The following is a 25,208-nucleotide window of genomic DNA, read 5'->3' on the forward strand; positions in this document are numbered from 1 at the left end:
CAAAAGTCTGACTTTTGCGGGCGATTTTTGCGACTAAAAATGTTCGACATTCAAGGCGGAGGCCGGATGCAAACCGGCGCTGTATTCCTCAAACCAGCCGGCTCTGCTCGACGGCCGCCTCGATGAAGCTTGCAAACAGTGGGTGCGGGTCGAGCGGGCGGCTTTTCAGTTCTGGATGGTACTGAACACCGATGAACCACGGGTGATCCCGGTATTCGACGGTTTCCGGCAGAACGCCATCCGGCGACATGCCGGAGAAATCGAGGCCGCAGGCTTCCAGACGGTCCTTGTAGTCGACATTCACTTCGTAGCGGTGGCGATGACGCTCTGAAATCTCGGTCGAACCGTAGATTTCGGCGATCTTGGTGCCCTTCTTGAGGCTCGCCTTGTAGGCGCCGAGACGCATCGTGCCGCCGAGGTCGCCGGAGGCGGCGCGCTTCTCCAGCGCGTTGCCCTTCACCCACTCCGTCATCAGGCCGACGACCGGCTCACCGGTCGGGCCGAATTCCGTCGAGGACGCCTTTTCGATGCCGGCGAGATTGCGGGCGGCTTCGACGACCGCCATCTGCATGCCGAAGCAGATGCCGAAATAGGGCACCTTGCGCTCGCGGGCGAAGCGGGCAGCCAAAATCTTGCCCTCAGAGCCGCGTTCGCCAAAGCCGCCGGGCACGAGAATGCCGTGGACCTTCTCGAGATACGGCGCCGGGTCTTCCTGTTCGAAGACTTCCGATTCGATCCACTCGAGCTTGACCTTGATGCGGTTGGCAATGCCACCGTGATAAAGCGCCTCGATCAGCGACTTGTAGGCATCCTTGAGGCCGGTGTACTTGCCGACGATGGCAATGGTCACCTCGCCTTCCGGCGTGCGGATGCGGTTTGCGACGTCCATCCAGTTTTCGATACGCGGGGCCGGCGCCGGCTCGATGCCGAAGGCGGCCAGGACCTCATTGTCGAGGCCTTCCTTGTGATAGGCGATCGGCACGTCGTAAATGCTCGCCACATCGAGCGCCTGGATGACGGCGGATGGGCGGACGTTGCAGAACAGCGAGAGCTTGCGGCGTTCGGCTTCCGGGATTTCGCGATCGGCGCGCACCAAGAGGACATCGGGATGAATGCCGAGCGCCTGCAGTTCCTTGACCGAATGCTGGGTGGGCTTGGTCTTCAGTTCGCCGGCCGCCGAGATATAAGGCATCAGGGTCAGGTGAACGTAAATTGCGGTGCCACGCGGCAGATCGTTCTTGAGCTGGCGGATCGCCTCCATGAACGGCATCGCCTCGATATCGCCGACCGTGCCGCCGATTTCGCAGATGACGAAGTCGTAGTCGTCATTGCCTTCGGTGACGAAATTCTTGATCTCGTTGGTGACGTGCGGAATGACCTGGACGGTCGCGCCGAGGTAATCGCCGCGCCGTTCCTTGTCGATGATGTTCTTGTAGATGCGGCCGGTGGTGATGTTGTCGGTCTTGGTCGCCGAGCGGCCGGTAAAGCGCTCGTAGTGACCGAGATCGAGATCCGTCTCCGCGCCGTCGTCGGTCACGAACACTTCGCCGTGCTGCGTCGGGCTCATGGTGCCGGGATCGACGTTGAGATAGGGGTCGAGCTTGCGAAGCCGCACCCGGTAGCCCCGGGCCTGCAGCAACGCTCCGAGAGCGGCTGCGGCAATCCCTTTTCCAAGGGAAGAAACCACGCCGCCAGTGATGAATACATATCGCGCCATGGGCTTCACCGGATACCGTTTCAAAAATGATTCCGCCACCGAAAAATTCATCTTCCAGAATTTTTCCGTTCAAAAGGCTTAGGCGGCGGAATTCAAACAAAAGAAAACCGGCGGAAGACTGGCTTCCGCCGGCGGTTCAATCTTGCATTGGCCTTACTGGCCGGTCGGAACATCCGAGCTGGACGTTGCCGGCTTGGTCTCGGTCGTTGCCGGGGTCTGCGTCGCAGGGGTCTCGGTTGCCGGGTTCTGGGTATTGGCGCCGGACTGCGCGGGGGTCCCACCTGCCGGCGGGGTCGTGCCGCCGCCGAGCGAATCGAGAACACCATTGCCGTTGTTGGTCGTGCCGGGGATCCGGTCTAGAACGTCGGTCGCATCGGGCTGGTAACGGGCGAGAATGCCCATGCTAAGCGCCAGGACGAAGAACAGAGCGGCAAGGATCGCCGTGGTGCGGGTCAGTGCATTGGCCGTGCCGCGGGCGGACATGAAGCCGGAACCGCCGCCAATGCCGAGGCCGCCGCCTTCGGAACGCTGAATGAGCACGACGCCGATCAGCGCCAGCACAACCATGAGATAGATGACAAGCAATACGGTCTGCATTTTGTCCAGTCCTGCCTTAGATCATGCCTCGTCCGGCTTTGGGAAGCCCAGAACCGGAAGCGCAATCGAATGATGCCAGCATGGGGGACGCACGGAAACTGCCAAGGCGAGTTTCGGCATCCGCTCCACGCGGGAAAGATTAGTGTTGGCGGCTGCATATACCAAGCCACCGCGCATTAAAAGCCCCTGCCCCTCGATCAGCAGGCTCAGTCCATCAATTCTTCATACGCCCGGTAGATGGCGAGGAAGTCTTCGGCTTTCAAGCTGGCACCGCCGATCAGCGCGCCGTCGACATTGGCAACGCCCATCAGTTCCCTGGCGTTGCCCGGCTTGACCGATCCACCGTAGAGAATGCGCATCTTCGCTCCGGCAGCGCCGAACCGCGCAACAAGTTCCGAACGTTGAAAGGCGTGCGCTTCCTCGACATCCTTGGCCGTCGGCGTCAGGCCGGTGCCGATCGCCCAGACCGGCTCATAGGCAATGACGGTGTTTTCGGCGGTGGCGCTGTCGGGTACGGAACCGGCGAGCTGGCGTTTCAGGACGTCCAGGGTCTGGCCTGCCTTGCGCTCGTCACCGGTTTCGCCGACGCAGACGATAGCGACCAGGTCGGCCGCGAACGCTGCTTCGGCTTTTGCGCGCACCAGCGCGTCGCTCTCGGCGTGGTCGGTGCGGCGCTCGGAATGGCCGACAATCACGTGGGTGCCGAAGCAATCAGCGATCATCTCGGCCGAGATATCGCCGGTATGGGCGCCGGAGGCCTTTTCGTGGCAATCCTGCGCTCCGATCAAAAGCGGGCTGTCATCGCAAAGAGCGGTTGCCACATAGAGCAGCGTCGCCGGCGGGCAGATCAGTGCCTCAACCTTTTCGGACCACGCTCCCTTGACGCCTTCCGCCATCGCCTTGATCTGGTCGAGCGACGCCCGCAGACCGTTCATTTTCCAGTTTCCGGCCACAAGCGGACGTATTTCGGGCGTCATGCGATCTCCTCACGGCAATAGTCGTTTCCCGGCAACGGCCTAGCAAATATGCCGGGCAAAGGAAAGCTGTCGCTGAGCGAGAGCGATTCATAACGCTCCGATATCGAAACTGTGATGACGCTGTCGCTTGCCCGGAGGTCATCAAAGAACGATGGTTGGCTTTTGCTATTGCATAACCGGAGATCGACGATGCTACGCAACCGGCAGGATACTTTCGGATGGGGCACGATCGTTCTCCACTGGATGATCGCCCTGCTCATCATCGGCCTGATCGTCCTGGGCTACGTCATGACCAGGCCGGATATCGATCCGGGGCTGCAGTTCTCGCTTTATCAATGGCACAAGTCCTTCGGCATGACGGCGCTGGCGCTGGCCTTCTTCCGGCTCGTCTGGTGGCTGGGCAATATCCATCCTGACCCCGTTGCCAGCCTTTCTGCCCTCGAACGGCGCGGCTCCTCGGTGACCCACGCGCTTCTCCTGGTATTGACCATCGCCGTCCCGATGGCCGGCTGGGCGATCGCCTCGACCTCGACGCTCAATATTCCAACCCTGTTTTTCAACCGGGTGCTGATTCCGCATCTGCCGATGGAAAAGTCGGAGGCTGCCGAAACATTCTGGAGCGACGCGCATGCCTGGCTCGCCTACGGCTTGGCCGGTCTCGTGATCCTGCACGCGGCCGCCGGTCTGCTGCATCACTTCTGGCATCGGGACGATGTTTTGCGGCGGATGCTTGGAATATTCCGGCGGGGTGCGGCGTCCAACGCCCATCAACAGCCGGAAGGAACCGATCGATGAGACAATTTTACGGGCCATGCCTCGCCGCCTGCGCGCTGGTCCTCGTGACGACGAGCGCACAGGCGCGTGCGCCCTCTCTCGACGACGCGGCCGGGCGGTACGATATCGATGGATCGTCGCAGATCAACTTCTCGGTCGCGCAAGTTGGCGGCGGCGGCATCTCGGGGAAATTCGGCAAGTTTTCCGGCACATTCCGGCTGGATGGCAAGGACATCCGCAAATCGGTCGTTGAATTCTCGCTCTTCCCCGAAACCGTGCAGACCGGTGAGCCACGCATCGAGAAGTTCCTGCGCTCAACAGCGATTTTCGACACCGCCAATTATCCAAAAATCGTGTTCCGCTCGACCAAGATCACGCAGACGGGCGAAGACACTGCCGAGATCGAGGGTAAGCTCACGGCAAAGGGCACGACCAAAACCGAGCGTTTCAGCGCGAAATTGACGAAATGGAACCGCCGCGTCATCAGCTTTCATATCGAAGGAGGCATCTATCGCGACCGCTATAGCATGTCTGCCGGTTTGCCGATCTATTCCAACATTGTGGAGTTCGACATGACGGTGAACGGTCAAAAGCATTAGGACCAGCTGCTCGCCGGCAGCATGTCGTTTCAGCATCCGCTGCCTTGTTACCACGGTAACAAGGCAGCGGACATCTCAAACCGCATAATGCGCCGAAACTCCAGCATCCCGCTTGGGAATTGACGGTGTATAGATGGGCTCTTATCCTTCGAAAAACATTATTGATTTACTGCATGGCCCGGCAAACACGGGGCGGATCGATGCATTGTAAACTCTTCACATCGTTGATGTTGACTTTCAGCATTCTTCCGGGGACGGCAAGCGCTCAGGACGTTCTGACAACGGCAACGCCGGACCTTCTTGTCCGCTCGCTCGACCCCGTCTTGGTGCAGAAGGAGAAGACACGCGGTTTGAAGATCGCCGGTGCCAAAGAACTGGAGACGATCAACAGCTACGGCGACAAGCTTGCGGCAACGGTCAACCTCGCCGTCAACTTTCACCTCGGTTCCGCCGCGTTGACGCCGCAAGCGCAACGGCTTCTCGACAATGTCGGAAAGGCGCTGCAATCGAGCGAGCTGGCCGCCTACCGGTTCGTGATCGGCGGCCACACTGATGCGACCGGCACGGACGGCGACAATCTCCAGCTCAGCCGGGCACGGGCGGCCTCGGCGACGCAGTATCTGGTCTCGCACTACAAAATCGCCCCGCAACGGCTGGTCGTGCGCGCCTTCGGCGAAACCGCCCTGCTCTTTCCGGACAGCCCCGAAGACGGCCGCAACCGCCGGGTCGAGATTTCGACGCTGAAATAGGAAGAAGCCCGGCGTCGCGAACGCCGGGCTTCTTTTGGGGATGCGATGGAACTCAGTTGAACTGGCTGCCGATGAAATCCTTGACGATGCGGACAATGCCGCGGCCAAGCAGATCATCGAGCGCATCGACGAACCGGTCGACATGCTGACGTTCGCAGATCAGCGGCGGCTCGAGCCGGATGACGTTGCGATTGTACTCCGTGAAGGCGACGAGCGTGTCGTAGTCCTTCAAGAGCAGGGCGCCGATGAAGCCCGAGAGCGAGCCCTTCAGCTTGTCATCAAGCACGCCGACGACCGGGCGCAGGACCATCGGCAGGGTCTGGCTGAAATCCTGGAACTCCAGCCCGACCATCAGGCCCTGGCCGCGGACATCCTTGATGATCTTCGGATATTTCGCCTTCAGTGCATTCAGCCGCTCGAGCAAATAGTCGCCCTGAACCGCAGCATTCTCGATCAGGTCCTCGTCATACATGATGTTGAGGCCTTCGATCGCCGTGATGCAGGCCTCGCCGATGCCGCCGAAAGTGGCCTGGGCGTGGATCATCGCGGTGTTCTTCGTGCCATAGGCCTTCATGTAGACGTCGCGCTTGGCGATCATCGCGGCCATGGCCGACTTGCCGCCGCCCAGCGACTTGGCAAGCGCCGTCACGTCCGGAACGACGCCGGCATGTTCGAAGGCGAAGAAGCGACCCGAGCGGCCCATACCGCATTGGACTTCATCGGCGACCCAGATCACGCCGTGCTTGTCGCAGAGCGCACGGACCTCGCGCCAGAATTCCGGCGGAGCCGAAATGATGCCGCCGCCGCCCTGAACGGTTTCGAGCACCAGAACGCCGATCGTCGGATCGCGTTCGAAGGCGTTGCGGATCGCATCGATATCGCCGAACGGTACCTTGACATTGTTGTCGAGCAGCTTGAACTCGCCGCGATAAAGCGGGCCGTCGGTGATCGACAGCACACCCTTGGTCTTCCCATGGAATGAGTTCTCGGCATAGACGATGCGCGGCCGCTTCGGGCCGGCGGCACGTTCGGCCACCTTCAGCGCCGCTTCCATCGCTTCCGAACCGGAGGAGCCGAGGAAGACCATGTCGAGGTCGCCTGGCGCGATTGCCGCAAGGTTCTTGGCGAGCGCCGACGCATATTGCGACATGAAGGCAATCGCGATCTCGTGGCGGTTTTCGTCCTGGAATTTCTTGCGGGCCGAGATGATGCGCGGATGGTTATGGCCGAAGGCGAGCGAACCGAAGCCGCCAAAGAAATCGAGGATCTTCCGGCCGTTCTGGTCGGTGTAGTACATGCCCTCGGCGCTCTCGACCTTCACCTTGTTGAAGCCGAGCAACTTCATGAAATGAAGCTGACCCGGGTTCAGGTGATCCTTGAAGAGCGTCGTCATGTCGGCAAGGCTCATGGTCTTTGCCTGTTCGACGGTGATGAGGTCAGGCTTCTTGATGCCGCCGCCAAGAACAGGGGCATCAAGGGCGGGCGCGTCGACCGTGACGCGGGCTGGCTTATCGAGCATTGTGGTGATCCCCTCGTTCATTCCGCCGGCACAGTCGATGTGTGGGCGTAAACTTTTCCCGCCTTCTTGGCGCGATATTCGTCATAAGCCGCGATCAGCATGGCGCCATCATTGTACTCAGCCTTCCAACCGAGCTCGCGCTTCAGCTTGCCGGTTTCGCGAATGCACATTTCATCGGCGATCAGGTACTGTTCCGGATCCATGATCGGCATGTTGATGAAATCGAACGCCGCGAGCGTCGCCTTGACCGCGAAAGCCGGTGTCGGCAGCAGGAACGACTTCGAGCCGGCGTGAACGATCAGATCGCCCAGCAGTTTGCGCACGGACGGCGGGCTGTCGGAGCCGAGATTATAGGCCTCGTTCGGCACGCCACCCTTCCATGCAAGCCGGGCCGCCTCGGCGCAGTCGAACACCGAGATGAACTGATACGGGTTCTTGCCCGAGCCGATCATCGGCACCGGCAGGTTGGCGTCGATCAGCTTGAACAGCTTTTCGAGAATGCCGAGACGGCCGGGGCCGATGATCAGGCGCGGGCGGAAAATCGAGATGTTCATGCCCTGCTTGCGCCATTCGGCCGCCAGCTGTTCGGTCGCCCATTTCGACTTGCCGTATTCACCGAGCGGCGTGGCCGGATGGTCTTCCGTCTGCGGCGATTGCACCGTGTGGCCGTAGATCATGTCGGTGGTGAACTGCACCAGCCGGTTGGCGCCGGATTTGGCCGTCGCCTTCATGATGTTTTCGGCGCCGTAGTAATTCACCGGCCAGAAGAATTCCCAGCGCTTGGAACGCACCTGCAGCGGCGACAGCATCTTGGCCGCCATGTTGTAGACCATGTCGTCCGGGCCGATCTCGACCTTCATCACATCGTCCGGATTGGTGACGTCGCAGCGGACGAACCGGGCGCGGGCATAGTGCGGCAGATCGGACTTGACGATATCGGCGACGAGAACGTCCTCGCCATCCTGTACGAGGCGTTCAGCCAGATGACGGCCGACAAAGCCGTCACCGCCGAAAATGATATGCTTCATGATGCGCTCCCGATTTTTGCTGTTTTTGCGCCCGCGGCTTCAAGCGACGACTGGCTGTCGTGGGAAGAAATGCCAGCCTCAGACATGCCAGATTGGGCAATAAGGATTGTTCCGACGCAGATGAACGCTATGCCGGCGATGCGCCAGGCGTTCAGGTCCTCGCGGAAGACGAAATAGGCAAAGACGGCCACTGCCACATAGGCAAGGCTGAGGAATGGATAGGCGAAGGAAAGTTCCACCTTCGACAGGACGTAGAGATGCGACGCCATCGAAATGACGAAGGTCGCAAGTCCGGCGAAGACCCAGGGGTTGAAGACCACCTGGAAGATGCGGGCAATGAAAGTATCAGCCGTGAAGCTCAAAGGTCCAAGCGACAGCATGCCCTGTTTCAGCATGAGCTGGGCTGCCGCGTTGGTGAGCACGGTGAAGAGAATGAATACGATATACTTCATGTCGATGTTCCCTGTTCCCATCCCCACACCTACATGCAAGAGCCGTATATTCCGTGAAATTCCCGTATTTATTTAATTCAAATTGTAGCTATTCTCATTTCGGCAAAGCCAAAGCGGTTCTCTTCCAGAAATTCGAGACCATCGCCGGATCGCGCATTTTTTCCAGCTCACGCCACTGCGGGAACGAGGAATCAAAGGTTTGCGGGCTCATCCGGGCATCCTTGTAGGGATTGATGGCACCGCCGGCCTCGATGACGATGGCATCGAGCCTGTCGAGAAGCTTAAGGGTCTGTTCACCCTGATTGGCGAAATCCAGCGTCAGCGTAAAACCGGGCCGCGGAAAGGAAAAAAGCCCCGGCGATCGTTGCTCGCCGAACTTCTTCAGAACGGTGAGGAATGAGGCATGGCCAGCCTGGCGCGCCGTTTCCATGAGCCGGGCGGTGATCTCCACCGCATTGTCCGCCGGATAGACGCTCTGGTGCTGGTAGAGGCCTTTCGGCCCATAGAGCAGGTTCCATTGGCCGATGGCGTCCAGCGGATGGAAATAGCCGGGCCATTTTACGGTCGTAACCGTTTCGACGCGTTTTTCCTTGCGGAAGTAGAATTCGTTGAAGGCCTTCAGCGTCACGCGGTTCAACAGATTGAACGGCGGCGAAAACGGCACCGAGAGTTTCGCGGAGCGCGGCATGTCGGGAAATTCGCAGGATGCATCCGCGTGGTCGCCGGCCAGCAGCACGCCCCTGCCCGCGCGTTTGCCCGTTGCCAGCTGGTCGATCCAGGCCACCGAATATTCATGCTCGCCATCCACCTGCTCGACCATGCCGAAATAGTCCCCGAGGCGGTCGAAGCGGATCGTGTGCTGCTGGATATGGGGCGACGGCACTTTCATCAATTGCAGATCGACCGACAGGATCAGCCCGGTCAGGCCCATGCCGCCGATGGTGGCACGAAACAGCTCGGGATTTTCCGTTGCCGAGCAGGTCAGCAGTTCTCCGGTCGAACGCAGCAGCGTCAAGCGCAGGACATGCCTGCCGAACGTGCCGCGCGCGTGGTGATTCTTGCCGTGAACGTCGTTGGCAACCGCGCCGGCCACCGTCACAGCGGCGGTTCCAGGCGTCACCGGCAGGAAGAAGCGGTGCGGGATCGCCTGTTCAAGGATGGCGTGCAGCGTGACGCCCGCGTCGCACGAGACAATTCCCGTCCCCTGATCGAAGCCGAGGATGCGGCTGCGCATGCGGCTGTCGATCAGGGCGCCCTGGTCATTGTGGCAACTGTCACCGTAGGACCGGCCATTGCCGAAAGGCAGGAAGGCGCCGGGCGGCGCCTCGTATCGCAGGTTCTCGTAGACATCCGGCGATACGCTTTGACGCGGACGGCAGTCGATCCGCCCCCAGCTGTCGAATGCACCGTCGGTCATTGCGGGCCCAGCGTGCCTGCGAGAATGAGCATGGCGCCCATCGCCATCGTCACAAGGCTGCGCCAGTCGCGCATGATGAACACGACCGGATCCTCGTGCAGCATGCGGCGGCGGGCGAGCATCCAGATCCTCAAGAGCATGTAGAGCACCAGCGGGCAGAGCGGCCACAGCGCCCAGGGCAGCGTGTACATGTCCTGCATCTCCTTGCTGTGAATGTAAAGCGCAAGCACCAGAGCAGAGGTAAAGGCGGATGCGACCCCTGCCTGCCCGACCATCTCGAAATCGACGGCCACATAGCCGCGTCCGGGAACCTGGTTGCCGTCGCGTCCATCATATTCGTCGAGTTCGACATAGCGCTTCACCAGCGCCAGGCTGAGGAAGAAGAAGACCGAGAAGGACAGGAGCCAGAAGGATAGCACCGTGCCGGTGGCCGCGGAACCGGCGACGATGCGCACCGTATAGAGACCGGCCAGGGTAAAGACGTCTACCAGCAGCTTGCGCTTCAGCACGAATGTGTAGGCGGTCGTCGCGATTGCGTAGAAACCGAGGACGAGCGCGAAATCGTCGGGTAGCACAGCAGTCAGCGATAGAGACGCGACGAGAAGGCAGAGCGTGATCGTCAACCCCATCGGCACGGACATCTGGCCGCTCGCCAGCGGCCTGTTGCGCTTCGTTGGGTGGCGCCGGTCGTTTGTAAGGTCGGAGAGATCGTTGATCACATAGACGGCGGAGGCGAGAAAACTGAAGGCGAAGAAGGCGAGGATCACGTTGATCACCGCATCGAGGTGCAGAATGTCGTGATTGAGCACCATCGGCACTCCGATCAGGACGTTTTTCGCCCATTGATGCATACGGATCGATTTCAGCGCCGCGACACGGCTGGTCTTGCCGATATCGAGGCGCTCGGCATCATGCGCACGGCGCCATTTTTCAGCCGCTGCATCCGGTGCCACGATGATCGCCTTGCGGGCTGCGTCGAACACCGGAACGTCGTCGCGGCTGTTGCCCATATAGTCGAAGCCGCCCTCGCCGAACTGTTCGATCAGCTTTTCGCGTTTGCGGCGACTGGTGAGGTTGATTTCCGGGGAACTGTGGAGAACGGACGAAAAGACGCCCGCATGGGCTGCGACCCCGAGTGCGACGCTTTCCGCCGCACCGGTGACGAGGACGACCTGCCGGCCGGTTTCGCGCTCGCGCTCCAGGCGCTTGAGAACCGCCTGGCGATAGGGCCAGTCCGCTGCCTGGCGTCCGGAGCGGGCTGCGACTTCATGTTTCAGCCGCGCCTTACCCTTGGACATCCAGTACAGAACAGCAAACAGCATCAGCGGATTGCGCAAAAGAACGATCGCCACGCCCTCCCAGAGCGTGTCGGCGGCAAGCAACGTGCCGTCCAGATCGACGCACAGCGGAATGTGTCGTGTTTCAGTGCGAGCATCCATAAGATCAAACCCCGAGAATACGTGCCGGGGACAGTCCCATGATCAGCTTTAAGAAAAGCAAACAGTGCACGCTTCCCGAGTATCAAACTCCTGTGGTGGTTAACGATTCCCCGATATAAATAAGAGAATTCAATCAAGTCCGATCCAGTTCAGCGCATCGCGCCAGTCGGTCATGCGAACCGGCGTTCCATGCGATCCGGTCTGGAACAGGACGAAGCGGCTCGGATAGTTCGCCGCTTTCAGCGACCGGTAGAGCGCGACCTGATCGGCTGCGGCGTAGACGCTGTCGGCGCTGCCATGGCTGAAGAACATCGGGAGTTTCTTTTTGTAGGCGGCACTCTTCATGAACGTCTGGTCGGTGGGACCGCCCATGATCATCATGCCGTCAAGAGCCGCTACCGCCTGCGGATTGCGCGAGATGCCCCAGCAGATGAAGCTGCCCATCGAGGCGCAGGCGAGGACCACCGGCCCCCCTGGAGATTGCTGCTGCGCATAGGCGATCAGTCCGGCAATATCGGCTACGCCGTTGTCGTCGAAAGAGCGGACACTCGGCGCATAGTAGACACCGCCGTTTTCGACGGCGAGGTTCTTCAGCCGGTTGAAATTGCCACCGAAGGACCAGTCGTTGGCCCCCAGGCGCCGGTCGCCTCCCCGGCCATGAATGAAGATCACGGAGAACGCCGCGCCGCGCTCCCGCCCAACACGGGTAACATCGAGAGGCCGCCCTGCCGTGTCGATCGTCTCGTTTGCCTGTTCGCTCTTCACGCCCAGCGAAACATAAGCGCGCTTTGCCCGGCGCTCCGGAACCTGGTCGCGGCCGTTGATGTCGCGCATCTCCTGATAGTCGACGACACGATAATCGCCGCCATCTGCTGTTTCGAGGACCGTGCCATAGGAAAACAGCTCGTCCTTGAACGGCTTCAGCTGTCCGGCCGCAGCTGGAAAAGACAATGCCGCCATCGCGGCGCAGGCGAGAAGGCCGCGAAAAATCAAATGAGCTGTGGACAGGTGCATTCGGGATGTTCCTCTTTTGGTCCAAGCCTTGCCATCGGGCCTTCCGCAACGCAACAGTTGACGCTATTGAAGGCGCGATCGGTGTATTTGCGGGCATCCGGCCGAACGATATGGCGAGGTCAGTCGCTCTGACGCCAAGAGTCTGGCAGAATTCCGGCGATTCGCGCAGACATTCACGGCGGTTTCATCCGCAACCTTGATCGTGCGAAAAGTCGCCACCACGGAAAGACCTCTGAACAGATTATGACCGACAGCAACGATCTCTTTTCAGCATTCCCCGAGGTGCCCAAGCGTGCAACGGAGCCCGTCGTGCCGAAGCCGGTTACGCCTGTTGTCGTCCAGCCGGCTGCAGAACAGCGCACCAATGCAACGCCTGCCCTCAAGGCCGACAATGGTGACTATAACGCTTCAGCCATCGAAGTGCTCGAAGGTCTGGAGCCGGTGCGCCGCCGTCCCGGCATGTTTATCGGCGGCACGGACGAAAAGGCGCTGCATCATCTGTTCGCCGAAGTCATCGACAACTCGATGGACGAAGCGGTGGCGGGACACGCGAATTTCATCGACGTCTATCTCGATGCGGAGGGCTGCCTCTCGGTCACCGACAACGGCCGCGGCATTCCGGTCGAGAACCACCCGAAATTTCCCGGCAAGTCGACACTCGAAGTGATCATGACGGTGCTGCACGCGGGCGGCAAGTTCGACAGCAAGGTCTATGAGACCTCCGGCGGTCTTCACGGCGTCGGCGTCTCCGTCGTCAACGCGCTGTCGGACATTCTCGAAGTCGAGGTCGCCCGCAACCGCAAACTCTACCGCCAGCGCTTTTCCCGCGGCATTCCGCAGGGCGGGCTGGAGGAGCTCGGCGATATCCAGAACCGGCGCGGCACCAAGGTACGCTTCCATCCGGACCCGGAGATCTTTGGCGCCCATGCCAAGTTCGACCCGGCGCGGCTGTTTCGCATGGCCCGCTCCAAGGCCTATCTGTTCGGCGGCGTCGAAATTCGCTGGTCCTGCGATCCCTCGCTGATCGAAGGCACGGAGACGCCGGAAAAGGCGGTCTTCCACTTCCCCGGCGGTCTGAAGGATTATCTTCAGGCGACGATGGGCAAGGAATTCACCGTCACCCGGGAAATCTTTGCGGGCAAGACCGAGAAGAACGGCGGCCACGGGGCGCTGGAATGGGCCGTCACCTGGTACGGCGGCGACAGCGTCGTGCATTCCTATTGCAACACGATCCCGACGCCGGAAGGCGGCACGCATGAAGCCGGTTTCCGCATCGCGCTGACCAAAGGGCTCAAGGCCTATGCCGAGCTGACGCAGAACAAGCGGGCAGCAATCATCACGACGGAAGACGTCATGATTTCGGCGGCGGGCATGCTGTCAGTCTTCATCCGCGAGCCGGAATTCGTCGGCCAGACCAAGGACAAGCTGGCGACTGGCGAAGCGCAGCGCATCGTCGAGAACGCGCTCCGCGACCCGTTCGATCATTTCCTCGCCGACAACCCGCAGGAAGCAGCCAAGCTGCTCGAATGGGTGATCGAGCGCGCCGACGAGCGGCTGCGCCGCCGCAAGGAAAAGGAGGTCAGCCGCAAGACCGCCGTGCGCAAGCTTCGCCTGCCCGGCAAGCTTGCCGATTGCTCGCAGAATTCGGCCGATGGTGCCGAACTCTTCATCGTCGAAGGGGATTCGGCCGGCGGCTCGGCCAAGCAGGCGCGCAACCGCGCCAACCAGGCGATCCTGCCCCTGCGCGGCAAGATCCTCAACGTTGCCAGCGCCGGCCGCGAAAAACTCGGTGCCAACCAGCAGATCGGCGATCTCGTGCAGGCGCTCGGTTGCGGCACGCGCGGCAAATACCGCGAAGAAGACCTGCGCTACGAGCGCGTCATCGTCATGACCGACGCGGATGTCGACGGCGCTCACATCGCATCGCTGCTGATCACCTTCTTCTATCAGGAAATGCCGGAACTGATCCGTGGCGGGCACCTGTATCTCGCCGTACCGCCGCTCTACCGGATCACGCAAGGCGCAAAGACGCTCTATGCCCGTGATGACGCCCATCGGGTGGAGCTGATGGAAACGGAGTTCAATGGCCGCGGCAAGGTCGAGATCGGCCGCTTCAAGGGTCTCGGCGAGATGATGCCGGCGCAGCTCAAGGAAACCACCATGGACCCGGCCAAGCGCACGCTGCTGAAGGTTGCCATCGACGAGATCGATTTCGAAGGCACCCGCGAAGCCGTCGACAATCTGATGGGCACCAAGGCGGACGCCCGCTTCCGCTTCATCCAGGAACGCGCGGTCTTTGCGGAAAACCTGGACATCTAGTGGTCAAAGCCTGACGCTTGGTACCCCGCGATGACCGGCAAGATCCGACCCAATGCCGTCCTTAGCGAGGCCAAGTTCAAGGACAGTTTCGTGCTGATTACCGTCATTCAGATTTGCTCGCGTTCCATGCAAGCTCTCCCGGCACGTTACCCCTCTCGTTCTTCCGGCCAAATCTTCATGGCCATGTCAGCAACATCGATCAACTCCTGCCGCGACGCACCGCTCTTGGCCTGCACGGCCATGCCAGTCGCGACAGTGATCACGTGGCCCGCCAACGCTTTCGCGTTCCAGCCCGATGGCAACTGACCAGCCTCCTGGAATTGCTTGAACCGCGCGGCGACATCGGCTTCCGCCTGCCGCCTAAGTTTCGCCATTGCTTGCTGGACTGCCTCTGATTCCGGACTGGTTGCGAGCGCCCCCTGAACCATCAGACAGCCCTCCGGCGTGCCCTCGCCTGAGACGAGATCGACCTCGCCCATCAGAATGCCCCGCGCCACCTCGCGGGCGGATGTCTTGGCGAAAGCCTCTTTATAGAGGCTTTCGCTGTAGCGGTCGTAATGCTCGACGGCCTTCATGAACAAGCTCTCCTTGTTGCCGAAGGCGTTGTAGACGCTGGCCACCGTCAGCCCCATCGCCTGCGCCAGTGTGGAAATCGGCGTCCCTTCATATCCGTGGCGCCAGAACAGGCGCAGCGCCGTATCCAGCGCCGTGCTCTCGTCGAACTGTCTCGGCCGTCCCCTGGGAATTTTTAGAACCATCGCTATAAAATCCTTGACACGTCTGTTGTGCTTAATATTATAGGGATCGTTCTAATAATCAAGCCACTCCCGCGCAGCGCGGGTCCCGACGTTGAGAGGAGAGCGGAAAATGCAACCGACAACTCACCCTCCGGCCGGCCGCAGAGAATGGCTCGGCTTCGCCGTTCTGGCGCTTCCCACTCTGCTTGTGTCGATGGACATGACGATTCTCTATCTGGCGACGCCGTCGCTGAGTGCCGCGCTCCAACCGAGCGGCGCGGAACTCCTGTGGATTTCCGACGTCTATGGCTTTCTGATTGCTGGCGCACTCATTCCCATGGGCGCCATAGGCGACCGCATCGGCCGTCGCCGCCTGCTTCTGATCGGCTCGGTCTTCTTCGGCCTTGCCTCGATCCTGGCAGCCTTTTCGACCAGTGCCACCATGCTGATTGCCGCCCGCGCGATCCTGGGCATTGCCGGTGCGACCCTGCTGCCCTCGACCCTGGCAATGATCCGCAACCTGTTCCACTCGCCCAAGGAGCGCAGCATCGCCATTGGTATCTGGACGACCTGCTTTACGCTCGGCGGCGTGCTCGGCCCGCTTGTCGGCGGTCTGCTGCTTCAGCATTTCTGGTGGGGCTCCGTCTTTCTCTTGGGCGTTCCCGTGATGGCCGCGCTGGTCGTACTCGGCCCGATCTTCCTGCCCGAGGTCCGTGAAGATGACGGGCATGCCGTTGATATCCTGAGCGTCGCCATGTCGGTGACCGCGTTGCTGGCGATCGCCTACGGCGTGAAGCATCTCGCCGAGACCGGCGTCACGATCACTGCGGCTGCCGCATTCGTGCTCGGTGGGGTCGTGGGCTGGGCTTTCATCCGCCGTCAGGGCCGTCTGACCGCTCCGCTGGTCGATCTCGGCCTGTTCAGGAACGGCGCGTTTACCGCCGCGCTTGGTGCGAATATGATGGCTCTGTTTGCCTGGGTCGGCGCATCCCTTCTGATCGCGCAGTATCTCCAGCTCGTCATCGGTATGTCACCCATGACGGCGGGGCTGTGGACCATTCCGCCGGCAATTGCGTGCGTCGTCGGGTGCTTGGGCGCGCCTGTGCTGGTACAGCGGATTGCGCCAGCGACAGTCGTCACGCTCGCTCTTCTTCTGGTCGCCACCGGATTCGCGATCATGGCTGCATTCACCTCCAGCTTCGGACTGGTAGCCATCATTTCAGGCATGATCATTCTGGGGCTTGGCGTCGCGACCATCGTGACGCTGGGTACCGATCTGATCCTCTCGGCGGCACCGCCGGAGAAGGCCGGCGCGGCATCAGCCATCTCCGAGACCGGCGCTGATCTCGGCGGTTCGTTCGGCGTTGCGGTGCTCGGCAGCGTGGGCGTAGCCGTCTACCGGACTGCGGTCGCCATACCCGACGGCTTGAGCCAGGACAGTGCCGCGGCCGTGCGCGACACGCTCGGCGCGGCCGTCGACGTCGCCAACGCTCTGCCGAGCCCTTCCGGTTCGGTCCTGCTTGCGTCGGCGCAGCAATCTTTCGAGCAGGGCTTGGTGTTCGCCTCGGCCGCAGGATTCTGCGTCCTGCTGTCCACCGCGATCTTTTTTGCCCGGACCAACCTACGCCGCGGTGCCCTGTGCCCGGCAATTCAAAACCAAGGAGAAGTCTGATGACCAATGAGCGCAATGAACTGGCAATTCGTGCCCTGATCGACGACTGGACCGACGCCATCTGCAAGGGCGACATCGGCCGCGTTCTGGCTAAGGACGCTCCGAACAATAACTGAATCGTCATTTGTCGAGGGTGCGTCTGATTGACTCATGTGCGGGGGATTCCCGGCCGGATCAGATAGACGTATGTCGATGGCATGATCGACGAGGATGGCATCAGATACCGCTGGGAGACAGTGGGGCGCAAGCTCGATGAACGCGGGCGTCGGATGTTCGCGGCGGCCGAGGCGAGCACGGCGGGATGGGGCGGGCTTGCGGCAGTCTCGCGGATCACCGGGTTGGCGCGGTCGACGATCAATCGCGGACAGGACGACCTGGATGCCATGCCTCTGGGGCTGGGTCAGGTTCGGCGTGCTGGCGGCGGGCGCAAGGCGGTGAGCGCGCTTGATCCTGGGCTTGTTGCGCAGTTGAAGCGACTGGTGGAGCCGGCCACGCTGGGCGATCCCGAGCGGCCCTTGCTCTGGGTGTCGAAGAGTATGGATAAACTCGCCGACACGCTGACGGCGATGGGCCACCCGATCAGCGCCGACACGGTGGCCAAGGAGTTGGTGAAGCTGGGCTTTTCGCGTCAGCGCAACCGCAAGGCGGACGAAGGCTCGCACCATCCCGATCGCAACGCCCAGTTCGAGCACATCAACACGAAGGTGATTGCGGCCCAAGCCAAGGGCCAACCGGTCATCTCGGTCGATACCAAGAAAAAGGAACTGGTGGGCAACTACAAGAATGTCGGCAGCGACTATCGCCCGAAAGGCACGCCGATCCGCGTCAAGGTGCATGACTTCGAGGACAAGGAACTGGGCAAGGTGGTGCCTTACGGCATCTACGACGTGACGGCGAACGCGGGCTTCGTCAGCTTGGGCATTACCGCCGATACGGCCGAGTTCGCCGTCCAGTCGATCCGGTGCTGGCTCGATCGCATGGGACGAGAGCGCTATCCCAAGGCAAGTGAACTGACCGTCACGGCCGACTGCGGCGGCTCAAACGGCGCGCGCGTCAGGCTATGGAAGTTGGAATTGCAGAAACTGGCCGACGAGACCGACTTGGTCCTTCACGTCCACCATTATCCGCCCGGCACCTCCAAGTGGAACAAGATCGAACACCGCCTGTTCTGCCACATTACCCAGAACTGGCGCGGCCGCCCGCTCGAAAGCCGCCTGGCCGTGGTCGAACTGATCGGTGCCACCACGACAAAGACCGGCCTCAAGGTCGAATGCGCCCTCGACACCCGCACCTACCACAAAGGCGTCAAGGTCTCCGATGCCCAGATGGCAGGCCTCCATGTCAAAGGCGACGCCTTCCATCCAGAGTGGAACTACACCATCACCCCAAGAAACACGTAGCGGTTATTCCGCGAACTGTCCTAACCGAACAGACGATATCGTCATGTACGACGTGCCTGAGCCGATCCAGGTAACAGGGATCGAGGCCTATAAGGAGACATGGAAGCTTTTCTTCGATCACAACGCGGCGGGGTCTGACCGCTTCAGGCTCAGTGACGTTCAGATTGTTGCCAGTGACGATGTCGCCTACGCCCATGGGCTACTCACGATCGGCGGTGGCGACGCCCATTGCCGCCTCACGCTCGGCCTGCGGCGTACCGACGGCGAATGGAAAGTGACGCACGAGCATCATTCGATTCCCATCAAGCTCGACTAGTGCCGGAAAAACCATACAGGCGACGGCGACCGCATCAGGTTGCCTCCGCCTTTTGCCTCAAAGAAGATGCTGCTACCGCTCGTATAGGCGGGAACGGACATTATCGACGAACGCTGTCGAGGTCGTCACTTTGTTTATCGACAACCACACTGAGGCGCTCAGGCAGTCGGCGGCTTCACTCTGCGATGCAGACGCTCACGGATTTCCCGTTGGACTCCCGCTCTCCACCCTGAGCTGCCCTAGGCGTCGGGTACCAAGCGTCAGGCTTTCACCACTAGGCTCGCTTGACAGCTTGATTCAACAGGCTGTCGAATTGATTCAGCTTCCCGCTTCAACTTACGGAGCGGAAACCATTTTTTGATGTTCGACTGACTCTGCGTCAGCCAATCGTCTTTTCCATGAACAGGCTGAGCGGATCCGGTTGATAGGCACCGAACGGACCGATATCAACATAGCCGGCGGTCCTGTAGAGGCTGATGGCTTCGGGCTGATAGATACCTGTTTCGAGCCGGATGGCCGACAGACCCGCCCCTCGGCCATGGCTCTCGATCGTCTCCAAGAGCTTGCGGCCGATCTTCAGGCCGCGCGCTTTCGGATCGACGAACATGCGCTTGATCTCGGCGCTGCCGTCGCCCCGCATCCACCAGCGCGCAGCAGCCGACGATCTCGCCCTCATGCCGCGCCACGAAGAAAGCCACTGACGGTTTTTCCAGTGCCGATACGTCGACCAGATGATTGCTTTCCGCCGGATAAAGCGATTGCGCATAGGCGTCGGATTGTTCAAGCAGACTTACCACACCCGGCTGGCGGGGCGGTTCTTTTGCAGTGACGACGGTCACTTGGCGGTATTCCTTCACAGATCGATTCACTCAGCGGCGTCGATACTATGAGCAGTTTGCACCACGGAACAGACGGCAATTTTCGAATAGCGGCAACCGCCGCTCACCCGTCGAAACGAACAGAAACAATTTGTTTCGAAGATTTTTGCGGCCTGCCTTACTTCCGGGGCAAACGGACCGCTACGTCAGCGAAACACGAATCGAGCCCCTGACGGCTGATGCCGAAATCGAACTGGAGACATATTCGCGATGGTTCCTGCCCTGATCGTCATGACAATCCTCGGCTGCGATGACAGCGTCAGCCAATGCCACTACGTATCGACGGTGAACGGCACCTGGGAGACGGTTGCGATATGCGACGCCGAATCGCAGAAGCAACTGCCGAAATTTTCCAACAGCAACTACCCGGTGATCGTCGCCGTCTGCGAGACATCGGACAAACAGATGGCGAAGGTGCAGGATCCCGCCCCTTTGCCCGCAGTTCAGACAGAGCTTGATCAGACACATCCCGTGACGCCGGACCCAGTCCCAACGCCGCCCGTTGCTGAACAGCAGCAGCCGAGCCTGCCGCGTCGCACGCTGGCGCTGGTCACGGGTGCCCTTCCCGATACGTCCAAGCTGCGCGACGCCGTGACCAAACCGGTCCACTATGTCGAAGACGGCTATTCCTGGGTGGCGCGAAAGTTCACGAAATAGCGATTACACAAGTCCGGCGGCAATCAGGCTTTCGGCGCTGGCACGAATGGCGTCCTCTTCCGGTCGCGGTTTCCAGCCGAGAACCCGCCTGGCCTTTTCGTTGGAGACGCGCGCATCGCGGCCCAGCTCGCGGATGATCATCTTGAGACCCGGATCGAAGCGCGCGGCAAGGCCGGCCAGCCAATTGGGCAATACGAATTTCGGCAGTTTGCGCGCATAGGCGGGGAAGTCGCGTTTCAGCACGCCGGCAATATCCTTCACCGACAAGGCCTCGCCCCCGGCGATGAAGCGTTCGCCCGCCGCCTCCGGCACGGTCAACGCAAGGACATGCGCCTCGGCAACATCGCGCACGTCGACCACCGACATGCTGAAATCGGGCACGGCCGGATAGCGACCTTTCAACAGGTTTTTCACGACGCCAACCGAAGTCGCCGAATCCTTTCCGAGAATGGGTCCGAGAATCATGCCTGGATTGATCACCACGAGTTCAAGATCATTTTTACCGGCAAAATCCCATGCGGCACGCTCCGCGAGGGTCTTGGACTTGTAATAAGGCGTGGCCAGCGAGCCATCGACATCGGTCCAGTCGGATTCGGTAAATGGAGCCCTCCCCGAACCATAGTTGATCGCCGCGATTGACGACGTCAGGACAACGCGGCGGATGCCCGCTTTCTTCACGTTCCGCAATACACGCAGCGTTCCCTCACGGGCGGGCCGAATGAGCTCGTTTTCGTCCCTGGGCACGATCGAGGGGAATGGTGACGCCGTGTGGATCACGCCGATCGCCCCGGAAAACGCCGTTTCCCAACCATTGTCGGACAGCAAATCGGCCTCGACGAAGGACAGCTCGCCGGCAGTGGCGCCATCTGCAGAGCGGATCGCCGTCTCGATTGAATTTGCTCGTTTCAGCGAGCGCAACGTGCCGCGAACATCGTAGCCGGCGCGCAGCAATCGCACCGCGACGTGCGTTCCGAGGAAACCGCCAATGCCGGTAACGACGACCAGCCCGTTTTCTGTGTGCATTGCCTGATCTCCTGTTGGAACTGTCATTGTGACATTTCTTGTCTATTTTGTCATATTGACATTTTTAGTCCAAAGTGTCAACTCAGCAGGATGGATGATAGGAAGCAACACATAGTCATGGCCGCGGCGGATGTCTTTACCCGCTATGGCTTCAAGAAGGCATCGATGCAGGATATTGCCGATGCCGCGATGATGTCGCGCGCCGCGCTCTACCTGCACTTCCGAAATAAAGACGATCTGTTCCGGTCGCTGATGCAATGGCATCACGGAGAGGCATTGAAGGCGGCGGAGGCTGCCTTCGCCTCGGACAACCCCTTCCTTGCCCGGCTGGAGGCGGCTCTGATGGATTTCACGATGGTCCTGTTCGGTCCGGTGAGGGCCAGCACGCACGGGCAGGAACTGTTCGAGGCCAATATGGCGCTGGCGGGCGATACGACGGCGGCGACGTCCGCCCGTCTGCGTTCGCTGATGGAAAACGCCGTGACGGAAGCGGTTTCCGGCGGTGAAATCTCGCTGTCGGCCACCGGGCTTTCCGCGGCAACTCTGACCGATCTTCTCTACGTCTGCCTGGACGGCATCAAGAAGGCGCCGAATGGCTTGGACAGGCTCGATGAGCGCCTCTCCGCGCTGATGCGACTGCTCGGCGCCGCAACCCACGTCTGACGTCAGGCAGCGTCCCTGGCGGCAAGAAGGGCGTAGTCGCGTGCCGTTTGCCGCTGCTCGGCGATCGTCAATTTCTCGATGATATCGGCAAGGCCGCCGGATGCTTCCGAAGCATGCCTTTTGCCCCGCAACTTCGACAGCAGGACAGAGGAAATGGTCGTGGTCGTGCCCGGGGAACCGGACCGGTTTTCCTTGCGCCAGATCATCATCGCCTCGGTAAAGAGTGCGCTCACATCGCGGCCAAGGCCGGCGCTTTCGAACAGTGCGCGAATGGCGTGGACCCGCCCATCGGAGAGGATCGAACGCGCCCGCCTGTCGGTTACGCCCGACAGGTTGACGATCGCCGCTGCGAAGAAATCGATCTTGCCCGAACAGAGCGTATGCAGCAGGAAGGCCGGGGTCAGGCGCCCGGTCGCGCGCAGATGTTCGACCAAGGGCGGAATCTGATCGGCTTGTACGGCACCCGCCATGTCGACGGCGGCCCTGTCGCAGGCTTCACGGGTAATGCGCTCGACACGGCGCCCGCCGATCGCTGCCTGCACCAGGCCGAAGCTGGACAGGGCGGCGCCGACTTTCTCGACCAGCGCGTGGCGGGCGTCCGCCGGCAGGTCCTCGCGCTCGAGCAGACGGTTTCGGATCGACCAGAGATGACCGAGCCGGTCACTCAACCGCTTCAATGTCCGGCAGGAAAATCTGGCCTGCTCGTTTTCAAGCAGGATCAGCACTTCTTCCTCGCCACCGATTTCGGCGATTGCGGCGGCAACCGGCCGGGACATGGCCTGGCGCGCGGCTATGACGGCGCGTGTCTCCGCCGTTCCCTTGGCGGCGAGATCGACGAGATCCATATCGTTCAGCACCGGCGAGCGGGAAATCACGGCGTAGGCGGTTTCTGGTTGATCTTCGGCCAGCGACAGGATGATCGCGCGGGGGATTCGGCTGCAATCGGCCACGGCCTGCGCAAGCGCGAGGCGCACTTTCGGAGAGGGGTCATCAAGCAGGAACGTCATCGCCATCTCGGCGGCATGATGGTCGAGCGTGTTCATCTCCGCCGTCACATAGGCCCGGCCCAAAGCCGCCGCTGCCCGAACCCGATCCCCTGTTTTCGCGGTTTCGACCCAACGAAGAAATGCTTGAATGATCACCGACGCCTCACTACACACCAACCACCACATCTCGGTGTCGATGTATGTTAGCGATTAAAGGTTTAAGATTGGTTCACCATGTCCGTTAACCGCTTCGAAATCATGCCCTTACTGCTCTGCGCGCCGGCGGAGGCGTTGGTGTCGGCCGACCTCCCGGCTGGTCGTCCCATGACCCTGATCATTGACATCTGCAAAGACTGGACGACAGCAAACAGCAAGGTGCAACCGATCCTCGATAGCCGTGCGTCGGACAGCGCCAAGGGGCCGACGCTGTTGCGTATCGGCATGCCGGACGATGACAATGGTCAGGATGCGCTTTCATCGCTCGTGACCTTGCGGCCGGACGGCCTCGTGCTGTCGGGCTGTGGCGGGGTGGCCGATATCCAGAAACTCGACGTCATGCTGCGGGTTGCCGAAGCGGAAAGCGGGCTGGAGGCCGGATCGGTCGCCGTTCTTGCCGAGGCCGGAGAGGTGCCGGAGTTCTTTCTGTCGTCTCATTCCCTTCGCGGCATATCGGCACGGCTGAAGGGCCTGATCTTCGACAGCGCTGCGTTGGCACGGGCGACAGCAAGCCAGACGAACACGGCGGCGGGAAGGCTCGCTGCACCGGCCTTGTTTGCCCGTGCAGCGACGGTCCTGAAGGCGAGGCAAGCCGATCTTCCGTGTTATGAATTGCTTACCCAGGAACCGCTGTCCCTCGAGGAATTGCGGGCGAAGCAAGACATCAGCCTTGCCGACGGTTTTTCCGGCGTGATTGCGCGCAGCGCCACCCAGTCGGCAATGCTCGCAGCGGGCTAATATAACCCGACTGCCCTACCGCTTTGGCCTGAACATCTCGAAGACGTCGCCGGCATCGCAATAGTCCATATAGCCCATACGCCCGATCGGCCTGACCTTGGCCATATCGAAGCGCCCGTCTCTAATCGCTTCCTCGCGGATATGGATGCCGACAACCTGGCCGATGACGACATGACTTTCGGAGGTCGAACCATCAAGCGCCTTGGGCCGAAACGTCTCCGTCACCTTGCATTCGAGTACCGCATAGGCCTCGGCGACAAACGGCGCCCGGACCAGCCTGCCTTCCACCGGCGTCAATCCGGCAAGGGCGAATTCGCTCTCTCCATGGGGCACCGGAGCCGATGTCATGTTCATCGCATCCTTGAGGTCGTGACTGACGAAATTGGCGGTGAATTCGCCCGTTTCCTCGATGTTGCGGACCGAACCCTTGCGGCCGGATGACGAGAACATTACCAGCTTTGGCGTGTCGCTGATCGCGTTGAAGAAGGAATAGGGCGCAAGATTGAGGCTGCCGTCCGCTGCCCGTGAACCGATCCAACCGATCGGTCGCGGCGAGACGATCGCCTTGAAAGGGTCATGGGCAAGTCCGTGAGCGTTTTGTGCGGTCTCATAAAACATCAGGCGTCCTCGCCGACCCAGGTGACGATGTCGGCCAGTTCAGGTCGCGGGCGTTCCGTCGGCGGCACTTGCGGGGTGCCTATATGGATGAAGCCAGCAATCTTTTCACCCGGCTGCACGCCGAGCAGCGAATAGGCCTTTTCATCGAAGGCATACCATTCCGTCAGCCAGTTGGAAGCATAGCCGTGCGCATTGGCAGCCATCAGAAGGTTGAGGCAGACGGCACCGGCGGACATGACCTGCTCCCATTCGGGAACCTTGAAATGCGGCGCCGCCGTGCTGACGACGGCAACGACAACGGGCGCGCGGGTCAGGCGGGTATTCTCCACCTTGATCATCTCTTCCGAAAGGTCGGGTTTGGCGGCAAGCGCCATCTTCGCAAGCTCGGCGCTGATTCGCACTCGCTCTTCGCCGCGAAAGACGATGAAGCGCCAGGGTGCAAGCTTGCCGTGATCTGGAACGCGGGATGCGAGCTTCAACATCTCCTCGATTTCGGCCGTTCCGGGGCCTGGACCGCCCATCTGAAAGGCTGGAATGGAGCGGCGGGTCGCCAGATATTCGCGCAGACTGATTTCAGTTTTCATCGCCGTCCGTTTCCACTAGTTTGCCAGCGCACGTCGCCATCGCACTTCACCATCAAAGGTGCAGCCACGAAATTGCCATACCGGCGTTTCAAGTGGAGCCACACACTCAGGATGTCAAC

24 protein-coding genes and 1 pseudogene are annotated in these 25,208 nt (G+C 60.9%); 10 read left to right on the plus strand and 15 right to left on the minus strand.

The genetic code is table 11. The features are described from left to right. Positions 1–88 precede the first annotated feature (88 nt). The 3 genes from ACSQ3F_RS18295 to tpiA all read right to left on the minus strand — a co-directional run bounded on the left by ACSQ3F_RS18295 (position 89) and on the right by tpiA (position 3,291). Entirely contained in the window at positions 89–1,726 is a 1,638-nt protein-coding gene (locus tag ACSQ3F_RS18295; protein ID WP_436102183.1) for a CTP synthase, read from the minus strand. A 144-nt stretch (positions 1,727–1,870) separates the two neighbouring features. Continuing rightward, positions 1,871–2,314 (minus strand): preprotein translocase subunit SecG, encoded by a 444-nt coding sequence (gene secG, locus ACSQ3F_RS18300; RefSeq protein WP_436101533.1) that lies wholly within the window; start codon positions 2,312–2,314, stop codon positions 1,871–1,873. Positions 2,315–2,520: 206 nt separating this feature from the next. Then, positions 2,521–3,291, minus strand: coding sequence for a triose-phosphate isomerase (gene tpiA / locus ACSQ3F_RS18305; RefSeq protein WP_436101534.1), 771 nt, complete (start codon positions 3,289–3,291; stop codon positions 2,521–2,523). Positions 3,292–3,480: 189 nt separating this feature from the next. Here tpiA and ACSQ3F_RS18310 point away from each other — a divergent pair, with 189 nt between their 5' ends. The 3 genes from ACSQ3F_RS18310 to ACSQ3F_RS18320 all read left to right on the plus strand — a co-directional run bounded on the left by ACSQ3F_RS18310 (position 3,481) and on the right by ACSQ3F_RS18320 (position 5,413). Then, positions 3,481–4,086, plus strand: coding sequence for a cytochrome b (locus ACSQ3F_RS18310; protein WP_436101535.1), 606 nt, complete (start codon positions 3,481–3,483; stop codon positions 4,084–4,086). Then, positions 4,083–4,664 (plus strand): YceI family protein, encoded by a 582-nt coding sequence (locus tag ACSQ3F_RS18315; protein WP_436101536.1) that lies wholly within the window; start codon positions 4,083–4,085, stop codon positions 4,662–4,664. The genes ACSQ3F_RS18310 and ACSQ3F_RS18315 overlap by 4 nt, the downstream gene beginning before the upstream one ends. A gap of 227 nt (positions 4,665–4,891) precedes the next feature. Next, positions 4,892–5,413, plus strand: coding sequence for an OmpA family protein (locus tag ACSQ3F_RS18320; protein WP_436101537.1), 522 nt, complete (start codon positions 4,892–4,894; stop codon positions 5,411–5,413). A gap of 52 nt (positions 5,414–5,465) precedes the next feature. Here the strand turns inward: ACSQ3F_RS18320 and ACSQ3F_RS18325 are convergent, their stop codons facing one another. The 6 genes from ACSQ3F_RS18325 to ACSQ3F_RS18350 form a co-directional block, all read right to left on the minus strand. Beyond that, positions 5,466–6,932 carry an aspartate aminotransferase family protein gene (locus tag ACSQ3F_RS18325; protein WP_436101538.1) on the minus strand — a complete coding sequence of 489 codons (1,467 nt, stop codon included), beginning with the start codon at positions 6,930–6,932 and terminating at the stop codon, positions 5,466–5,468. A gap of 17 nt (positions 6,933–6,949) precedes the next feature. After that, positions 6,950–7,960, minus strand: a complete 1,011-nt coding sequence (locus ACSQ3F_RS18330) for an NAD-dependent epimerase/dehydratase family protein (RefSeq protein WP_436101539.1) — start codon at positions 7,958–7,960, stop codon at positions 6,950–6,952. Further along, on the minus strand, positions 7,957–8,412 hold the full coding sequence (locus ACSQ3F_RS18335) for a transporter (RefSeq protein WP_436101540.1): 456 nt from the start codon (positions 8,410–8,412) through the stop codon (positions 7,957–7,959). Before ACSQ3F_RS18335 ends, ACSQ3F_RS18330 begins: the two co-directional genes overlap by 4 nt. A gap of 94 nt (positions 8,413–8,506) precedes the next feature. Beyond that, the gene (locus tag ACSQ3F_RS18340) at positions 8,507–9,829 is read right to left on the minus strand and encodes an FAD-binding protein (RefSeq protein ID WP_436101541.1); all 1,323 of its coding nucleotides are present in this window, start codon (positions 9,827–9,829) and stop codon (positions 8,507–8,509) included. Beyond that, positions 9,826–11,268 (minus strand): UbiA family prenyltransferase, encoded by a 1,443-nt coding sequence (locus tag ACSQ3F_RS18345; RefSeq protein ID WP_436101542.1) that lies wholly within the window; start codon positions 11,266–11,268, stop codon positions 9,826–9,828. The genes ACSQ3F_RS18340 and ACSQ3F_RS18345 overlap by 4 nt, the downstream gene beginning before the upstream one ends. Positions 11,269–11,397: 129 nt before the next feature. After that, positions 11,398–12,282 (minus strand): alpha/beta fold hydrolase, encoded by an 885-nt coding sequence (locus ACSQ3F_RS18350; protein ID WP_436101543.1) that lies wholly within the window; start codon positions 12,280–12,282, stop codon positions 11,398–11,400. 243 nt (positions 12,283–12,525) lie between these two features. Here ACSQ3F_RS18350 and parE point away from each other — a divergent pair, with 243 nt between their 5' ends. Continuing rightward, the gene (gene parE, locus ACSQ3F_RS18355; RefSeq protein WP_436101544.1) at positions 12,526–14,601 is read left to right on the plus strand and encodes a DNA topoisomerase IV subunit B; all 2,076 of its coding nucleotides are present in this window, start codon (positions 12,526–12,528) and stop codon (positions 14,599–14,601) included. Positions 14,602–14,747: 146 nt separating this feature from the next. Here the strand turns inward: parE and ACSQ3F_RS18360 are convergent, their stop codons facing one another. Next, entirely contained in the window at positions 14,748–15,359 is a 612-nt protein-coding gene (locus ACSQ3F_RS18360) for a TetR/AcrR family transcriptional regulator (RefSeq protein WP_436101545.1), read from the minus strand. Between the two features lie 109 nt (positions 15,360–15,468). Here ACSQ3F_RS18360 and ACSQ3F_RS18365 point away from each other — a divergent pair, with 109 nt between their 5' ends. The 3 genes from ACSQ3F_RS18365 to ACSQ3F_RS18375 all read left to right on the plus strand — a co-directional run bounded on the left by ACSQ3F_RS18365 (position 15,469) and on the right by ACSQ3F_RS18375 (position 18,726). Then, on the plus strand, positions 15,469–17,010 hold the full coding sequence (locus tag ACSQ3F_RS18365) for an MFS transporter (protein WP_436101546.1): 1,542 nt from the start codon (positions 15,469–15,471) through the stop codon (positions 17,008–17,010). A gap of 197 nt (positions 17,011–17,207) precedes the next feature. Continuing rightward, entirely contained in the window at positions 17,208–18,410 is a 1,203-nt protein-coding gene (locus tag ACSQ3F_RS18370) for an ISAzo13 family transposase (protein WP_436098414.1), read from the plus strand. After that, positions 18,349–18,726, plus strand: a complete 378-nt coding sequence (locus ACSQ3F_RS18375) for a nuclear transport factor 2 family protein (RefSeq protein WP_436101547.1) — start codon at positions 18,349–18,351, stop codon at positions 18,724–18,726. The genes ACSQ3F_RS18370 and ACSQ3F_RS18375 overlap by 62 nt, the downstream gene beginning before the upstream one ends. A 379-nt stretch (positions 18,727–19,105) precedes the next feature. Here the strand turns inward: ACSQ3F_RS18375 and ACSQ3F_RS18380 are convergent. Beyond that, positions 19,106–19,565: pseudogene (locus ACSQ3F_RS18380) on the minus strand (GNAT family N-acetyltransferase). A 249-nt stretch (positions 19,566–19,814) separates the two neighbouring features. On the opposite strand from ACSQ3F_RS18380, the gene ACSQ3F_RS18385 reads away from it, so the two are divergent. Further along, on the plus strand, positions 19,815–20,261 hold the full coding sequence (locus ACSQ3F_RS18385) for a hypothetical protein (protein ID WP_436101548.1): 447 nt from the start codon (positions 19,815–19,817) through the stop codon (positions 20,259–20,261). A gap of 3 nt (positions 20,262–20,264) precedes the next feature. On the opposite strand, the gene ACSQ3F_RS18390 is transcribed toward ACSQ3F_RS18385, so the two are convergent. Further along, positions 20,265–21,284, minus strand: a complete 1,020-nt coding sequence (locus ACSQ3F_RS18390) for an SDR family oxidoreductase (protein ID WP_436101549.1) — start codon at positions 21,282–21,284, stop codon at positions 20,265–20,267. Between the two features lie 117 nt (positions 21,285–21,401). Here ACSQ3F_RS18390 and ACSQ3F_RS18395 point away from each other — a divergent pair, with 117 nt between their 5' ends. Beyond that, positions 21,402–21,947, plus strand: a complete 546-nt coding sequence (locus ACSQ3F_RS18395; protein WP_436101550.1) for a TetR family transcriptional regulator — start codon at positions 21,402–21,404, stop codon at positions 21,945–21,947. 2 nt (positions 21,948–21,949) lie between these two features. Here ACSQ3F_RS18395 and ACSQ3F_RS18400 read toward each other — a convergent pair whose 3' ends face one another. Beyond that, entirely contained in the window at positions 21,950–23,089 is a 1,140-nt protein-coding gene (locus ACSQ3F_RS18400) for a DUF2336 domain-containing protein (protein ID WP_436101551.1), read from the minus strand. Between the two features lie 168 nt (positions 23,090–23,257). Here ACSQ3F_RS18400 and ACSQ3F_RS18405 point away from each other — a divergent pair, with 168 nt between their 5' ends. Beyond that, a complete protein-coding gene (locus ACSQ3F_RS18405; RefSeq protein ID WP_436101552.1) occupies positions 23,258–23,887 on the plus strand; it encodes an aldolase in 630 nt (209 codons plus the stop codon). A 15-nt stretch (positions 23,888–23,902) separates the two neighbouring features. On the opposite strand, the gene ACSQ3F_RS18410 is transcribed toward ACSQ3F_RS18405, so the two are convergent. Continuing rightward, entirely contained in the window at positions 23,903–24,505 is a 603-nt protein-coding gene (locus ACSQ3F_RS18410; RefSeq protein ID WP_436101553.1) for a flavin reductase family protein, read from the minus strand. Further along, entirely contained in the window at positions 24,505–25,089 is a 585-nt protein-coding gene (locus ACSQ3F_RS18415) for a nitroreductase family protein (protein WP_436101554.1), read from the minus strand. The genes ACSQ3F_RS18410 and ACSQ3F_RS18415 overlap by 1 nt, the downstream gene beginning before the upstream one ends. Positions 25,090–25,208 lie beyond the last annotated feature (119 nt).

The organism is Pararhizobium sp. LjRoot238 (assembly GCF_964252955.1).
Classification (GTDB): domain Bacteria; phylum Pseudomonadota; class Alphaproteobacteria; order Rhizobiales; family Rhizobiaceae; genus Pararhizobium.

Bases quoted from the DNA above. Each gene is read 5' to 3' on its own strand.
- secG (WP_436101533.1), bottom strand. From the start codon at position 2,314: ATGCAGACCGTATTGCTTGTCATCTATCTCATGGTTGTGCTGGCGCTG.
- tpiA (WP_436101534.1), bottom strand. From the start codon at position 3,291: ATGACGCCCGAAATACGTCCGCTTGTGGCCGGAAACTGGAAAATGAAC.
- ACSQ3F_RS18310 (WP_436101535.1), top strand. From the start codon at position 3,481: ATGCTACGCAACCGGCAGGATACTTTCGGATGGGGCACGATCGTTCTC.
- ACSQ3F_RS18315 (WP_436101536.1), top strand. From the start codon at position 4,083: ATGAGACAATTTTACGGGCCATGCCTCGCCGCCTGCGCGCTGGTCCTC.
- ACSQ3F_RS18320 (WP_436101537.1), top strand. From the start codon at position 4,892: ATGTTGACTTTCAGCATTCTTCCGGGGACGGCAAGCGCTCAGGACGTT.
- ACSQ3F_RS18325 (WP_436101538.1), bottom strand. From the start codon at position 6,932: ATGCTCGATAAGCCAGCCCGCGTCACGGTCGACGCGCCCGCCCTTGAT.
- ACSQ3F_RS18330 (WP_436101539.1), bottom strand. From the start codon at position 7,960: ATGAAGCATATCATTTTCGGCGGTGACGGCTTTGTCGGCCGTCATCTG.
- ACSQ3F_RS18335 (WP_436101540.1), bottom strand. From the start codon at position 8,412: ATGAAGTATATCGTATTCATTCTCTTCACCGTGCTCACCAACGCGGCA.
- ACSQ3F_RS18340 (WP_436101541.1), bottom strand. From the start codon at position 9,829: ATGACCGACGGTGCATTCGACAGCTGGGGGCGGATCGACTGCCGTCCG.
- ACSQ3F_RS18345 (WP_436101542.1), bottom strand. From the start codon at position 11,268: ATGGATGCTCGCACTGAAACACGACACATTCCGCTGTGCGTCGATCTG.
- ACSQ3F_RS18350 (WP_436101543.1), bottom strand. From the start codon at position 12,282: ATGCACCTGTCCACAGCTCATTTGATTTTTCGCGGCCTTCTCGCCTGC.
- parE (WP_436101544.1), top strand. From the start codon at position 12,526: ATGACCGACAGCAACGATCTCTTTTCAGCATTCCCCGAGGTGCCCAAG.
- ACSQ3F_RS18360 (WP_436101545.1), bottom strand. From the start codon at position 15,359: ATGGTTCTAAAAATTCCCAGGGGACGGCCGAGACAGTTCGACGAGAGC.
- ACSQ3F_RS18365 (WP_436101546.1), top strand. From the start codon at position 15,469: ATGCAACCGACAACTCACCCTCCGGCCGGCCGCAGAGAATGGCTCGGC.
- ACSQ3F_RS18370 (WP_436098414.1), top strand. From the start codon at position 17,208: ATGATCGACGAGGATGGCATCAGATACCGCTGGGAGACAGTGGGGCGC.
- ACSQ3F_RS18375 (WP_436101547.1), top strand. From the start codon at position 18,349: ATGTCAAAGGCGACGCCTTCCATCCAGAGTGGAACTACACCATCACCC.
- ACSQ3F_RS18385 (WP_436101548.1), top strand. From the start codon at position 19,815: ATGGTTCCTGCCCTGATCGTCATGACAATCCTCGGCTGCGATGACAGC.
- ACSQ3F_RS18390 (WP_436101549.1), bottom strand. From the start codon at position 21,284: ATGCACACAGAAAACGGGCTGGTCGTCGTTACCGGCATTGGCGGTTTC.
- ACSQ3F_RS18395 (WP_436101550.1), top strand. From the start codon at position 21,402: ATGGCCGCGGCGGATGTCTTTACCCGCTATGGCTTCAAGAAGGCATCG.
- ACSQ3F_RS18405 (WP_436101552.1), top strand. From the start codon at position 23,258: ATGACCCTGATCATTGACATCTGCAAAGACTGGACGACAGCAAACAGC.
- ACSQ3F_RS18410 (WP_436101553.1), bottom strand. From the start codon at position 24,505: ATGTTTTATGAGACCGCACAAAACGCTCACGGACTTGCCCATGACCCT.
- ACSQ3F_RS18415 (WP_436101554.1), bottom strand. From the start codon at position 25,089: ATGAAAACTGAAATCAGTCTGCGCGAATATCTGGCGACCCGCCGCTCC.